The organism is Mesorhizobium sp. LHD-90 (assembly GCF_030929505.1).
In the GTDB taxonomy this organism is placed as follows: Bacteria; Pseudomonadota; Alphaproteobacteria; order Rhizobiales; family Rhizobiaceae; genus Kumtagia.
Genome location: NZ_JAVFVV010000004.1, coordinates 326,699 through 340,490 on the forward strand (window position 1 = coordinate 326,699; position 13,792 = coordinate 340,490).

A 13,792-nucleotide genomic window follows, 5' to 3' on the forward strand; every position below is an offset into this window, starting at 1 on the left:
CGTGTCGGTCAGGACGTCCTGGTCGCTTTGCCGGCCCCGACCGGACAGGAAAGCACGGCCTTCGCCAGCCAGCCGCGCACCGCCGCGACATCCGGCAAGGTATGGTGCGCCTCGGTCGCGCCGCGCGGCCGGACGCGGATTGACAGGCCCCCCGTCTTGTTGACGAATGTGAAGCCGCTCTCGTCGGACACGTCGTCGCCAATGAAGATGGGCACGCGGCCATTGAACGGCTCGATCTCCAGGAAGCGGTCTATCGCCGCGCTTTTCAGCGCGCCGACCGGCAGGAACTCCAGCCCGGCATTGCCGGCGACGATGCGGTAGCCGGCCGGCAGCCGCGCCAGCGCCGTCTCGGCCGAGGCCTTGACCGCGTCGAAGGCCTGCGGCGCGGCGCGGGTATGGACGGCGAGCACCGGCCCCTTGCGCTCGAAATAGACGCCGTCGACATGCTCGAACTCGCGCTGCATCGCTTCCGCCACGGAGGCCACGTCTTCCGGCTCGTCGGCCGCCTCGATCGGCCCGCCGGGCTGCAGCCGGTGCTCCAGTCCGTAGAGCCCGGCCACGGGGATCTCCAGCGGCGAGAAGATGCGGTCGACCATCTCAACCGAGCGTCCGGTGACGAAGGCGAGCGCCCCGTCGACCACCTCGCCGGCGGCGATGAGCAGGTCGCGCAACTCGTCGTCGACGGCGATGCCTTCGGGGTGGGCCTGGTGCTCGATCAGCGTGCCGTCGATGTCGAGGAAAAGCGCGAAGGGGGAACGGGGCAGGGGAGGTGTCATGTGTGTCGTCATGCCCGTAGCCTCACCACATTGTCCTCTGGGGGACGGGTTGCCGCCCAGGGGGCGGAGGACGTTCCGAGGTCGCGGAACTGTTCGCGCTGGCGCAGCCGGGCAGCATCCATCAGCATACTGCCCGCCCAGCGGTAGACATTGTTCGAGCGCACCACCTCGCGCAGACGGCGCATGCGCATGGCCTGTTCATCCGGCGGCATGGTGAGGGCCTGGAAAAACGCCTCGCCCATGCCGCTTGGGTCGAACGGGTTGACGATCAGGGCCTCCAGCAATTCGCGCGAGGCGCCGGCGAAGGCGCTGAGCACCAGCACGCCGGCCTCGTCGTCGCGGGCCGCGACGAATTCCTTGGCGACGAGGTTCATGCCGTCATGCAGGCTGGAGACGACGCAGAGGTCGGCGGCGCGGAACAGCTCTGACAAGTCCGTATGGTCGTGGTGCTCGGGCAGCAACACGATCGGCTGGTAGCCGTCTCGGCCGTAGCGCTCGTTGATCTCGGCGACGAGGTCGAGGCATTCCTGATGCAGCGCCTGGTAGGCCGGCAGGGTTCCCCGGCTTGGTGCGGCGATCTGCAGGAAGACCAGCCGCCCGATCCAGTCCGAATGCTGGTGAAAAAACTCGTCCAGTGCGTGAAACCGGTCGAGGATGCCCTTGGTGTAGTCGAGCCGCTCGACACCGACCGCCAGCTTGACGCCCGGCGGCAGGCCGTAACGCTCCAATACTTTTCGCCTGGCCTCGGCGGCCGTCTGCACGCGTTCCTCCGCTTCCGGCCATTCGATCGAGATCGGATAGGAATGCACCAGCGTGGTCTGGCCGCCATACGAGATGGCCGCGCCCTCGCGGTCGACGCGCGATTCGAGGAAACGGTCGACGCTCTCGACGAAATTGTTGCAGTGGAGCTGGATATGGAAGCCGAGGATCGAGCTGCCGAGCATGCCGTCAAGAATCTGCTCGCGCCACGGACAGACGCTGAACACCTCCGAATTCGGCCACGGGATGTGCCAGAAGGTGATGATGATCGCCTCCGGCAGCCGCTCGCGGATCAGCCGTGGCAGAAGCGCGAAATGATAGTCCTGCACCAGCACGATGGGGCGCTTGGTCTTGGCTTCCTCGACGACCGCCTCGGCGAACTTCCGGTTCACCGCCTGGTAGCATTCCCAGTCCGCCGCACGGAAGATCGGCCGGGTGAAGGCGATGTGGCAGAGCGGCCATAACCCCTCATTGGCGAAGCCGAGGTAATAGCCCTTGTATTCCTCCTCGCTCAGCCACACGCGCCGCAGCGTGTAGGCCGGCGCGTCGGGAGGCACCATTATGTGACCGTTGCGGTCTACGGTTTCGCGGTCGGCCGAGCCGCCGCCATGGGCGATCCAGGTGCCGGCGCAGGTGCGGGTGATCGGCTCCAGCGCCGAGACAAGGCCGCTGGCCGGCACCTTCAGCTCGATGCCGTCCTCGCCGTGCTCGTGGACATAGGGCTCGCGGTTCGACACCACGATCAGCTCTGTGTCCGGCAGTTCGTTCGCCAGAATCTGCCGCAGCATCTCCGGCGACCACTGCATGAAGGCTTCGTCGGGAGAACGACCGTTCTTTTCGCCTTCGCGCAGGGCCGGCGCCGGGTCGAGCAGCGGCGCTGCAAGCGGCTGCGCCGGGGCGCGGCGTCGAAGCAGGACGACCACGCAGGCCAAGGCGGCCAGGGAGATGATCAGGCTTGAGGCAAGAATGGTCCAATGAAGGGCGGCGGGAAACAGACTGTCTGGCGGCATCGTCACTTTCTTCGTGTCGACCGACGCCCGGCACCGCCGTGGCCCGACGCTGCCGGAACCGATCTTTCGAACAGGCGGCGGACGGGTAACTAATCGCAGCGCAATATGTTCCCGCGAAAATGCCGGAAGTTCGAGATCGTGTTCGGCCGCCCGGCGATGCGGAGACGCGTCGGCCTGGTTTGGTCTTCGGCTCCGAAAGGCAGGATGCAACCGTCCGCCCGGGCCGTTTCGTGATGCAACTTTTGTGGCCCCTCTCTTGGATTTTCTACGACTTGGCCTTCGCTTTTCGCCCTTCGGGCGGCTCGGGCCAAGATCGTGAAAATCCATTCTCCCCCGCAAGGGGGGAGATACCGTTGCGCCGACGTTTCTGCCAATCACGACGGTTGACGTTTGGCGGAAAGGCCGATGCCGGCGCTATCTCCCCCCTTGCGGGGGAGAAAGCGATTTCAACATCTTAACCGAGCGCCGAGCCCGAAGGGCGAGGATTGAGCGCGGTTAAGTGTTAGAAATCGCAAGAGAGGGGCAACCGCTTGTTGAATCTCAACAGAGCGGCCATCGTCAGCATCTGTCAGGATTATTTTCCCAAGGCTTATCCCCTCCCTTTCCACCGGGCCGATAATCCTCGTCGCCTGTGCTGGGAAGGAGTTGGGCGCGATGGAGGTAAGTCCGGCGATCGACAAGAACTGGCAGGCGTTGAAGCGCCTGCTGGCCATGCTTGTCGGCATGGCCGAGATGGCTGGCGGCGCACCCACTCTTCCCCGCCATCTCCACCGCGCCATCCTCAAACTGCTGCGACCGGCCGAATCCGCGGCGCGGCGTTTGATCATCGCGGCGGCGCGGGGTCTCGTCGTGACCTTGCCGCCGGCTCGCCCGCGAAAACCGAAGCCCAAAAGCATCGAGCCCATCCTGCGCAGCCTCGGCATCGCCGTCACCATGTCGAATGCCGATCATGCCCGCGCCGAAGCGGCGAAGCGGGCCGCCGCCAAGCGAGCCGCCCGCCCGCGCACCATGAACCTGCCGCTGCTTGATCCGCTACGCATGCCTCGGTTTTGGAGCCGCCCCGCCCGGCCAGTGGTCCGAAGCGTGCCGCGCATCTCGGGGCTCGATTTCGGCGCGCAACTCCGCCCCCTGCCGCCACCACCGTCGCCCGACGATCCAGTCAACGCATCGCGGCTCGCCTTGCGGCTGGAGGCGTTGGGCCGCGCACTCGACGACCTGCCGGGTCAGGCACAACGTTTCGCCCGCTGGAAGGCGCGTCACGACGCAGCAGTTGCGCGGCAAAGGGAAGCCCGCGCCGCAGGCGCGCAAAACCAGCAACGCCGCGAGGCGGTACGCTTCCGGCGCATCTCGCCGCTGCGGCGCGGGCGTCCGCCCGGCGGCCGGCTGTCCCGCTACGACCCCACCGCGCAACATCCGCGAGATCGACGAGATTCTTGCGCACGCCCATGCGCTGGCCGTCTACGCGCTGGAAACTCCCGATACGTCATGACGCGCGGCGGCTCGCTCCGGAAGGTTTGGGGGCAAGATCACGAGCGAAAGGCCTGGCCGGCGCGGATTTTTCCGCCCCGTGGCGACGATGGCGCTTGACCGGCCATCGAGCGCTATCGGCGATGCGCAGCCTCACACCCTATTATCCGACTTGCTCCGGTCAACGGTTCTGTCGATTGCTTCCTGGCGGCGGAAGGTGCGCGCAACTGGCGATATGACCTTGCTTGACCTATATTCGCGGTCTTGGCATGAAACGCCGGTTCGAAATCTTGGAAGACGCCTCATGAACAGCCTCGATCTGCCGGGCAGGCCCGAGGATACCCGCGTGGTCGTGGCGATGTCGGGCGGCGTCGACTCTTCCGTTGTCGCCGGCATCCTGAAGCGCGAGGGCTACGACGTCGTCGGCGTCACGCTGCAGCTCTACGATCACGGCGCGGCCACGCACCGCGCCGGCTCGTGCTGCGCGGGCCGCGACATCGACGACGCGCGCCGCGTCTCCGAGACGCTTCAAATCCCGCATTACGTGCTCGACTACGAGGAGCGTTTCCGCAAGGCGGTCATCGACCCCTTCGCCGAGAGCTACGTGGCCGGCGAGACGCCGATCCCTTGCGTATCGTGCAACCAGACGGTGAAGTTCGCCGACCTTCTGGAGACCGCGCGCGACCTCGGCGCGGCGGCGCTCGCCACCGGCCACTACATCCGCAGCCGCGCGAACGGCACGCACCGGGCGCTGTTCCGGCCGGTCGATGCCGACCGCGACCAGAGCTATTTCCTGTTCGCCACCACGCAGGAGCAGATCGACTATCTGCGCTTCCCGCTCGGCGGCCTGTCCAAGCCCGAGGTACGCGCCATCGCAGCCGAGCTCGGCCTGACGGTTGCCGACAAGCAGGACAGCCAGGACATCTGCTTCGTGCCGCAGGGAAAATACTCCGACATCATCGCCAAGCTGAAGCCGGCGGCGGCCACGCCCGGCGACATCGTCCACATCGACGGCCGCGTGCTCGGCCGCCACGAGGGCATCTTGCGCTACACGATCGGCCAGCGGCGCGGCATCGGCGTCGCCTCCGGCGAACCGCTCTATGTCGTCCATCTCGACGCCGAGCGCGCCCGCGTCATCGTCGGCCCGCGCGAGGCGCTGGAGACGCGAAAAATCTACCTGCGCGCCATGAACTGGCTCGGCGACGACGATCTGGATGCGGCCGGCGCCGACGGCGTCGAACTGTTCGCAAAAGTCCGCTCGACCCGCCCGCCGCGCCCGGCGATGCTGCATCGCCGCGGCGGCGTCACCTGGGTGGAGCTTGCGGAAGGCGAATCCGGCATCGCGCCGGGCCAGGCCTGCGTGCTCTATGGCGACGACGGCAACGACGCCCGCGTGCTTGGCGGCGGCTTCATCGAGCGCTCTGAGCGTGGCGCGGCGGCCGAGGCGATGCTGGCGAGGCTCGCCACACTGGCCCATATTGCAGCGGAATAGGTTCCTGGATGGACCGGACAGGGATCAGGGATAGGGCGACAGCCGTTAGTCGCACTTTGACTGCCTCCTTCCTTGCAATCACGGACGTCAGAACACCTTGGCGAGCGAAACTGGCGGTCGGGTTCGTACTCGTAGGCTGGATGGCGGCAGGCACACTGATCAGTTCATTGACGCCATTGAACGGTTTCTCTGAACTGGCCTGGACCATTGTCGGCCTTTGTGCTGCCGTGACTATCCTGGACCGGCTAGTTCCCGCGAAACTGATGGCTGAACTTAGGGAAAAAGCCGGTTCGATAGAGGTTCAAGCACGCCTTCGCGCTTATCTCGAATGCATCGCCCTGCTTGTGGCTGCAGCCGCCGCCTTCGCCATCTGGTTTGTGGCTTGGCGGTAGCGGACTGCCGCGCGTCGCCACCGTTTCAGAGCTTAGCCGTCAGCTATGCGTCACCGTCCCGGCGGTCAGGATGCGCAGCACTGCCACGCCCTCCTCGCCGCTGGTGCGCGGCGGTTCGCGGGTCTCGATGCAGTGGATGAAATGCTCCAGCTCGCGCGTCAGCGGCATGCCGCCTTCGACCGGCACATAGGTCGGCTCGTTGGTGGTGGCGAGCCATTGGCCGCTGTCCTGCCAGACCTCGTGGTGGTAGATGGCGAGCTTTCGTTCCCACGGCTCGACATCGTCGAACACCGCCATCGCCCTGGTGCCGACCACGGTGAGGCGCCGCTCGCGATAAGGGTTGAGCCGCGAGGCGAACAGGTGGCCGCGCAGTCCGTCGGGGAAAAGCATGTGCAGGTGGGCGAAGTCGCTGAGCCGGTCGAGCAGCGCCGCGCCCTCTCCGCGCACATCGATCGGCGCCTGCCCGGTGATGGCGAGCATCATCGACAAATCGTGCGGCGCCAGATCCCACAGCGCATCGTTCTCGGTATGGAACTTGCCGAGGCCCAGCCGGTGCGAGTGGATGTATTTGACCGTTCCGAGTTCGCCGTCGTCGATCAGCGCCTTGAGCTTTTCAAAGGCCGGGTGGAAACGCAGCACGTGGCCGGTCATGAAGATACGCCCGTTGCGGTCGGCTGCCGCCACCGCCCGCTCGGCGTCCGGCACGGTGAGCGCGATCGGCTTCTCGACCAGCACGTCCTTGCCGGCCTCGACGGCGCGCACCGCCTGCTCGGCATGGAACTGCGGCGGCAGGGCGATCACCACCGCGTCGACGTCGTCGCGCTGGAAAAGTTCGGACGGGGCGATCGCGAGGCAGTCGTGCTCGACGGCGAAACCCTCGGCGCGCGCGGCATTGGCGTCGGAAACGGCGCGCAGCACGCCGAGGTCCCTGAGCGTGCGGACATGGTTCGCGCCCCAGTATCCGCAACCCAGCACAGCGATACTTGGCTTCATCGAATCGAGAACTCTAGGAAGGCATCGGCCGGCAAATGGATAGCGGGGCAGACATAGCCACGCGCCTCCCCGAACTCAAGCCTGCGGCGCGCACGATTGATGTCAATCGAAAACGTCGCTTCACCGGAGCGGCCAAGGCAGCACCGCCGCGAATCCGGCGGGAAAAGGAAGCGATGTGTCGCGCTTGACAGGTTCGGTCCGTCCCCCCTATACCGCCGCTGCCTTGAACGCGGCCCGGAACGGATCGGCCGCAGGTTTGGCGGAGTAGCTCAGTCGGTTAGAGCAGAGGAATCATAATCCTTGTGTCGGGGGTTCGAATCCCTCCTCCGCTACCAGCGCCTGTGATGCGCAGTCAGGGTCCGAGTTGCGAGAGTATGCTCTTGAGGTTACGGACGGCGGCGGCCCTGTCGAGCTTCCGTAAGTCGAGGAAGACGCGCATGCCGTCCTGTTCCTCGTGGATCACTTTGCCTTGCTCGGCAGCCATCCCGATCTCGTCGAGAACCCTGTAGTTCCGTACGGGCTTGACGAAGCCCTTGGCATGGATCGGCTCAAGCTCTTCGGCAAGCACCATATCTTTCACCAGCGACCAGGTCTCGTGGGCGAGCAGGATCCCTCCAGGCTCGGCGTGGGATTGCAGCCGCGAGGCGAGATTCACCTGGCTGCCGATGATGGTGTAGTCCATTCGGTCCTCGCTGCCGAAATTGCCGACCGTGCAGAAGCCGGTGCTGATGCCGATGCGGAGCTGGAAGGGCTTCTCCAGTCCGGCGTCGAGCCACTCGGACTGCAGCTCACGCATGCGCCGCTGCATCGCGATCGCCATGCCGACGCAAGCCTTGGCATCCTCCTTCACGCCCCGGCTCTCCGGATCGCCGAAGAAGGCGAGGATCGCGTCACCAATGTATTTGTCGATCGTGGCGCCATGCTCGAGCGCGATTTTCGACATCTCTGTGAGATAGCGGTTGAGTAGCCCGGTCAGCTCCTCCGATTCCAGGTCGTCGGTCGTGGCGGTGAAATCGACGATGTCGGAGAAGAACACGGTGAGCTTCTTGCGGGTAGTGGCTATCTCGACGCTGCGCTGGCCGGTGAAGATAGAGGAATAGACCTGGGGCGAGAGGTACTTGGAAAGCTTCCTCGAAAGAAGCTCTAGCGCCTGGTTCTTCTCGCTAACCAGCGCGTTGGCGAGCTCGGCATTGCGGTTGGCGTCGCGCAACTCCTCCTCGGCCCGCTTGATGGCAGTAATGTCCGTGTAGACGGCGATGGTGCCGCCCTCTGCCGTCTTGCGCTCGTTGATTTGAAGCCAGCGTCCGTCGGAGCGCCGCTGCACGTGCGGCTCGCGCGGGTTGCGCCGCCTGGACAGGCGCTCGGCCATCCATTCCTCCACGCGGCCGTTCGCCTCCTCGACAAGGCCGCGATCCGCCGCGCTTCGAATGAGCGTCTCGAACGGCGTCCCCGGCGCGGGGGTGCTCTGCCCCGGATAAAGAAGCTTGCCATACGCGCTGTTGCAGACGATCAACCGATCCTCCGCGTCGTACAGCGAAAAGCCTTCCGTGATCGACTCGATGGCATCCGCCAGCCGCTGCTCGCTCCGCTCGGCGGCGATTTCGGCCTCCTTTGGGGCGGACACGTCACTCCACGAGCCCACGATCTCGATGGGTCGACCGTCCTTGTCACGTATAAGGTGCTGCTCGTCGATTACCCAGCAATAGCTGCCGTCTTTCTTGCGAAAGCGGTACTCTGAGGTATGGCGCCCCTTCTGGAAAAGCTGGGCCGATTGAGCTTCGACTGCCGCATGGTCGTCCGGATGTACGCAGCGCCACCAGAAATCCGGACTCTCCAGGTATTCCTTCGGCTCATATCCGAGCCAGTCCCGGATGTTCTCGCTCACGAAGGTAGGTGCGAAATCGCCGGTGGCGCTGAAGCTGTAAATCACCGCGGGAGCGCACGACAGCAGGTGGACGAGACGGTCCTGCGCCGCCACCAATGCCTCGCCAAGTTGCCTGCGCGCCGTGACGTCGCCCCAAGCGCCGACCACCTCGACCGGGTCGCCAGCCGAGTTGCGCAGCACCTGCAGTTCGTCGCTCACCCAGCAATAGCTGCCGTCTTTCCTTCGGAAGCGATACTCGCTGCTTAGGCGCTCCACCTCGAGGAGACGCTCGTAAGCCCGCTTAATGCGCGGGCTGTCCTCCGGGTGTACGCGGGCGCTCCAGAAATCCGGGCTCTTGAGATATTCGTCGCGCTCGTAGCCGAGCAGTTCCTTGATGTTGGCGCTGACAAAGGTCGGTGCGAAATCGCCGCTCGCCTTGAAACTGTAGATGACGGCCGGCGCGCTCGCGACCAGATGTTCGACGCGCTCGCGCGCCGCCTGCGCATCCTCCTCCGCCTGCTTGCGCGCGGTGATATCGCTCCACGAGCCGACCACCTCCACAGGCTGCCCGTCCTTGTCCCGGACAAGCATCTGATCGTCGTTCACCCAGCAATATGAACCGTCCTTTCGGAGGAAACGGTACTCCATCGAGAGGCGGCCTGTCCGGAAGAGATTGGCGGACTGCGCCCCCACAGAACCGCGGTCGTCCGGGTGCACGCAGCGCCACCAGAAATCCGGGCTCTCCAGGTATTCGTTCGGCTCGTAGCCGAGCCAATCCTTGATGTTCCGGCTGACGAAATTGGGTGCGAAATCGCCGCTCGCCTTGAAGCTGTAGATCACCGCCGGCGCAGATGCGAGTAGGCGGACAATACGGTCTTGCGCTGCGACGAGCGTTTCGCCGAGTTGCTTGCGCGCGGTGACGTCGCTCCACGAACCGACCACTTCCAGTGGCCTGCCGTCGTCGTCCCGTATCAGGCGCTGCTCGTCGTTCACCCAGCAATAGGAGTCGTCCTTCTTGCGGAAGCGATAATCGATCGCGTGGGTGCCATTCTCGAAGAAGCGGGTGATCTCGGCCTCTACGCGGGCCAGGTCGTCTGGATGGACGCGGTCGCGCCAGAAGCAGGGGTCGTCGAGATAGTCGCGCGCGCGATAGCCGAAGACGCTCTCGATGTTGTCGCTGACGAAGGTCGGGCGAAAATCGTCGCGCGCGCTGAAGCTGTAGACGACCGCCGGCGAGGCGCTGAGCAGCCGCATCAGGCGCCTCTGCGCGGCCGCCTCCGTCTCCTTCAGCTCCCGGCCTGCTTTGTTCGAGCGCTCCCGCAAGGCCTTCCTCACGGCCCGCTCGATGATGGCGATGACGGCCTCGTTATCGAATTGGTCTGCCTTGATGCGCATGATCTCGGGCACAAGCGCCGCGGCTTCGATCGCGTAATCCCTCGCTGTTGGCATGGTGCCAGCCCCACTTGCAGATCACGCCCTTGAACCTAGCACAAATGCGCGAGCCGGCGCAGTCAAGATCGGAAACGTTCACCGCCTAGCTGCAGGGAGCCTATCGCCCGGGTATTGCCCCCGCTGAGGCGTGTTCGACCCGTCTCGATCTTTTGTCGGAACCTCCGCCCGGCTTTCGGGTTCAGTCGGTCGAGGGCGTCTTTTGGCGTGCCCGTTGTTTGCCACGATCGAAAGCGAAATTCCCGACCGATGCGAATTGCCCAGATTGCGCCTCTTCACGAACCCGTGCCGCCGCCGCTCTATGGCGGAACCGAGCGCATCGTCTCGACCTTGACGGAAGAACTGGTGGCGCGCGGCCACGCGGTCACGCTGTTCGCCAGCGGCGAGTCGAAGACGAGCGCCACCCTCGTTCCCAGCCGGGAGCGGTCGCTGCGGCTCGACCCGGCGCCGCTGAAGTCGGAGATCGCGGCGCACCTGTCGATGCTGGACGAGGTGCGGCGGCGGGCGGATGAGTTCGACATATTGCATTTCCATCTGAGCCATTTTCAGCATTTCCCGTTTTTCGAGCACATGCGGGAAAAGACGGTGACGACGCCGCATGGCAGGCTGGATTATGTCGACCTGGTGGGAGCGTACCGGCGCTGGCCGGGCTTTCCGATGATCTCGATCTCGAAACGCCAGCGAAAGCCGCTGCCGGAAGCAAACTGGATCGGCAACGTCTATCACGGTCTGCCGCTCGACCACTACAGGATGCCAGCCGAGCCCGACCGGAGCGGCCGGCCCTATCTCGCCTTCCTCGGCCGACTGTCGCGCGACAAGCGGCCGGATCGCGCCATCGAGATCGCCAGGCGGAGCGGCATGCAATTGCGCATGGCGGCAAAAATCGGCGACGGCGACCGCGCCTATTTTCACGACGAGATCGAACCGCTGATCGATGGCGACAAGGTGGTCTATGTCGGCGAGGTCGGCGAGGAGGCCAAGGCAAAATTTCTGCACGAGGCGGCCGGCCTGCTGTTCCCGATCGACTGGCCGGAACCGTTCGGGCTGGTGGTGATCGAGGCGATGGCCTTCGGCACGCCGGTCATAGTCTGGAACGAAGGCGCCATGCCGGAGATCGTCGACCAGGGCGTCACCGGTTTTGTCGTCGATAGCATCGACAAGGCGGTCGACTGCGTCGGGCGGCTCGGCGGACTGGACCGGGCGAGGATAAGGCAGAGACTGGAGGACCGTTTTTCGGTTCCGCGCATGGTGGATGACTATGAGGCGATCTACGCATCCCAGGTCGCGCGATCGGGGAACGGCTCGCGCGCTCCGTTGAGAGCTGTCTCTGGAGGGCCAGTATGAACGAGCTTGCTCAAAACATTCCGCCGGCCGGGCTATCGCTGGATGAGCAGCGCCTCGATCCGGCGGTGGCGCTGTCGTCGATCGACGAGTCCGCGCCGCGCGAGCCGCATCGCCAGTTCGCACTGAAGCATGAGGACTGCTTCATCGTATCGGATGCCTATGGCGACATACGCGGCTCCGGCGACGGACTGTTCCGCGACGACACGCGCGTTCTCTCGCATTTCCGGCTGCTGATCGGCGACCGCACGCCGTCGCTGCTCGGTGCCTCGCTGTCGCAGGACAACATCCTGTTCACCGCCAATTTGACCAACCTGCCGCTGAAACTGCCGGACGGACCGGAGTTGCGGCAGGGCGTACTGCACATCGAGCGCACGCGCTTCCTCTGGCAGGAGCGCATGTATGAGCGGCTGACGCTGTCCAACTATTCCGGACGGCCGCTGCGCATCTCGCTGCGCCTCGAATTCGATGTCGATTTCCGCGACATGTTCGAGGTGCGCGGTTCGACCCGCAGCCGGCGTGGACGGTCCTACGACGCCGAGACCGTGCCGGATGCCATCACCTTCCGCTATGACGGGCTGGACGAGGTGGTCCGGCATTCGGTGGTGGCGTTTTCGAGGAGCCCGGACGATCTTTCCCGCGCCCACGCCGAATTCAGCGTTCCGGTGGCGCATCGCGCGCAGGAGGTTCTCTACATCGAGGTGGGCAAGGAACACGCGGTTCCCGACCGGGAGCGGTTCCGCGCTGCCGCCGCCCGCGCCCGCTGGGCGATGCGCACCAAACGCCGGCTGGGTGCGACCGTGCACAGCTCCGGCCGCGTCTTCAACGACTGGCTGACGCGCACCCGCGCCGACATCGCGCTTCTGACCACCGATCTCGCCACCGGGCCTTATCCCTATGCCGGCATTCCCTGGTTCTCGACCGCCTTCGGCCGAGACGGCGTGATCTCGGCCTTGCAGATGCTGTGGCTCAATCCTGGCCTGGCGCGTGGCGTGCTCGCTTTCCTGGCCATCCACCAGGCGACGGAAACCGCGCCCTTCAGCGATTCCGAGCCCGGAAAAATCATGCACGAGACCCGCAAGGGCGAGATGGCGGTGATGCGCGAACTGCCTTTCGCCCGCTATTATGGTGGCGTCGACACCACGCCGCTCTACATCTATCTCGCCGCCTCCTATGCCGAGCGCACCGGCGATCTCGCCTTCGCCGACCGCATGTGGGCCTCGCTGTGCGCTGCGGCCGGCTGGATCGAGGAAGCCTGCGCGCGCAATGCCGAGGGTTTCCTGACCTACAAGCGGGCGGCGGATTCCGGCTTGTCGAACCAGGGCTGGAAGGACAGCGCAGACGCCATCTTTCACGCCGACGGACGCATCCCGCCCGGCCCGATCGCGCTGGTCGAGGTGCAGGGTTATGTCTTCGCCGCCTTCCAGGGGCTGGCGGGGCTGGCGACTCTTCGTGGCGAGGAGGAGCGCGCCGCCCATTGGCAGGGGCTTGCCGAAAAGATGCGCGTGGCGGTCGAGGACCGGTTCTGGATGGAAGAGCAGGGGCATTATGCGCTGGCCATCGACGGCGACGGGTTGCCTTGCGAAGTGCGGGCCTCGAACGCCGGCCATCTCCTCTATGTCGGCCTGCCCTCGCGCGAGCGGGCGGCGCGGCTTTCCGAGCAATTGCTGGCCGGTTCGCTCCATACCGGATGGGGCATCCGCACGCTGGCCGAGAGCGAACTTCCCTTCAACCCGATGTCCTACCACAACGGCTCTATCTGGCCGCACGACACGGCGATCTGCGCCGCCGGGCTGGCGCGCTATGGCGACCGCGACAATGTGGTGAAGCTGATGAGCGGCACCTTCGAGGCCGCCGTGCATTTCAGCATGCGGCTGCCGGAACTGTTCTGCGGTTTTACGCGCCTGCCCGGCGAGGCGCCTGTCGCCTATCCCGTCGCCTGTCTGCCGCAGGCCTGGTCGGCCGGCGCGGCCTTCATGCTGTTGCAAGCCTGCCTCGGCCTCAAGGTCGACGGCTGGAAAGGCGAGATCGAGGTGACCAATCCGCGCCTGCCGATCGGCATCGACAATCTGGCGATCCGTCATATCCGGGTGGGCGACGCCAGCGTCGACGTCGTCTTCGAGCGCGTCCGCGACCGGGTTGTCTGCTATCTCGACCGACGCCACGAGGGCATGGCGCCGCTGATCGTGCGAAGCTGAGGCGAGGCCTCATTGTCGTGGCGACATGTCGTCTCCGGCGAGACGGAGCGC

9 protein-coding genes and 1 tRNA gene are annotated in these 13,792 nt (G+C 65.4%); 6 read left to right on the plus strand and 4 right to left on the minus strand.

Annotation, left to right across the window (positions count from 1 at the left end; translation table 11 throughout):
- Positions 1-8: 8 nt before the first annotated feature.
- Positions 9-788, minus strand: coding sequence for a trehalose-phosphatase (otsB, locus tag RB623_RS07505; RefSeq protein WP_308056154.1), 780 nt, complete (start codon positions 786-788; stop codon positions 9-11).
- On the minus strand, positions 785-2,545 hold the full coding sequence (locus tag RB623_RS07510) for a trehalose-6-phosphate synthase (RefSeq protein ID WP_308056155.1): 1,761 nt from the start codon (positions 2,543-2,545) through the stop codon (positions 785-787). The genes otsB and RB623_RS07510 overlap by 4 nt, the downstream gene beginning before the upstream one ends.
- A gap of 654 nt (positions 2,546-3,199) precedes the next feature.
- Here RB623_RS07510 and RB623_RS07515 point away from each other — a divergent pair.
- The 3 genes from RB623_RS07515 to RB623_RS07525 all read left to right on the plus strand — a co-directional run bounded on the left by RB623_RS07515 (position 3,200) and on the right by RB623_RS07525 (position 5,896).
- Positions 3,200-4,132, plus strand: a complete 933-nt coding sequence (locus RB623_RS07515) for a hypothetical protein (RefSeq protein ID WP_308056156.1) — start codon at positions 3,200-3,202, stop codon at positions 4,130-4,132.
- A 184-nt stretch (positions 4,133-4,316) separates the two neighbouring features.
- Entirely contained in the window at positions 4,317-5,504 is a 1,188-nt protein-coding gene (mnmA, locus tag RB623_RS07520) for a tRNA 2-thiouridine(34) synthase MnmA (protein ID WP_308056157.1), read from the plus strand.
- A 140-nt stretch (positions 5,505-5,644) separates the two neighbouring features.
- Positions 5,645-5,896, plus strand: a complete 252-nt coding sequence (locus tag RB623_RS07525) for a hypothetical protein (protein ID WP_308056158.1) — start codon at positions 5,645-5,647, stop codon at positions 5,894-5,896.
- Between the two features lie 39 nt (positions 5,897-5,935).
- On the opposite strand, the gene RB623_RS07530 is transcribed toward RB623_RS07525, so the two are convergent.
- Complete coding sequence (locus RB623_RS07530; protein ID WP_308056159.1) at positions 5,936-6,889, minus strand: Gfo/Idh/MocA family oxidoreductase; 954 nt, start codon at positions 6,887-6,889, stop codon at positions 5,936-5,938.
- 258 nt (positions 6,890-7,147) lie between these two features.
- Here RB623_RS07530 and RB623_RS07535 point away from each other — a divergent pair.
- Positions 7,148-7,224: transfer RNA gene (locus RB623_RS07535), tRNA-Met, on the plus strand.
- 17 nt (positions 7,225-7,241) lie between these two features.
- Here the strand turns inward: RB623_RS07535 and RB623_RS07540 are convergent.
- Positions 7,242-10,202, minus strand: coding sequence for a PAS domain-containing protein (locus RB623_RS07540; RefSeq protein ID WP_308056160.1), 2,961 nt, complete (start codon positions 10,200-10,202; stop codon positions 7,242-7,244).
- Positions 10,203-10,451: 249 nt separating this feature from the next.
- On the opposite strand from RB623_RS07540, the gene RB623_RS07545 reads away from it, so the two are divergent.
- Both RB623_RS07545 and RB623_RS07550 read left to right on the plus strand, forming a co-directional pair.
- The gene (locus RB623_RS07545) at positions 10,452-11,546 is read left to right on the plus strand and encodes a glycosyltransferase family 4 protein (protein WP_308056161.1); all 1,095 of its coding nucleotides are present in this window, start codon (positions 10,452-10,454) and stop codon (positions 11,544-11,546) included.
- Positions 11,543-13,741 (plus strand): amylo-alpha-1,6-glucosidase, encoded by a 2,199-nt coding sequence (locus RB623_RS07550; RefSeq protein ID WP_308056162.1) that lies wholly within the window; start codon positions 11,543-11,545, stop codon positions 13,739-13,741. Before RB623_RS07545 ends, RB623_RS07550 begins: the two co-directional genes overlap by 4 nt.
- Positions 13,742-13,792 lie beyond the last annotated feature (51 nt).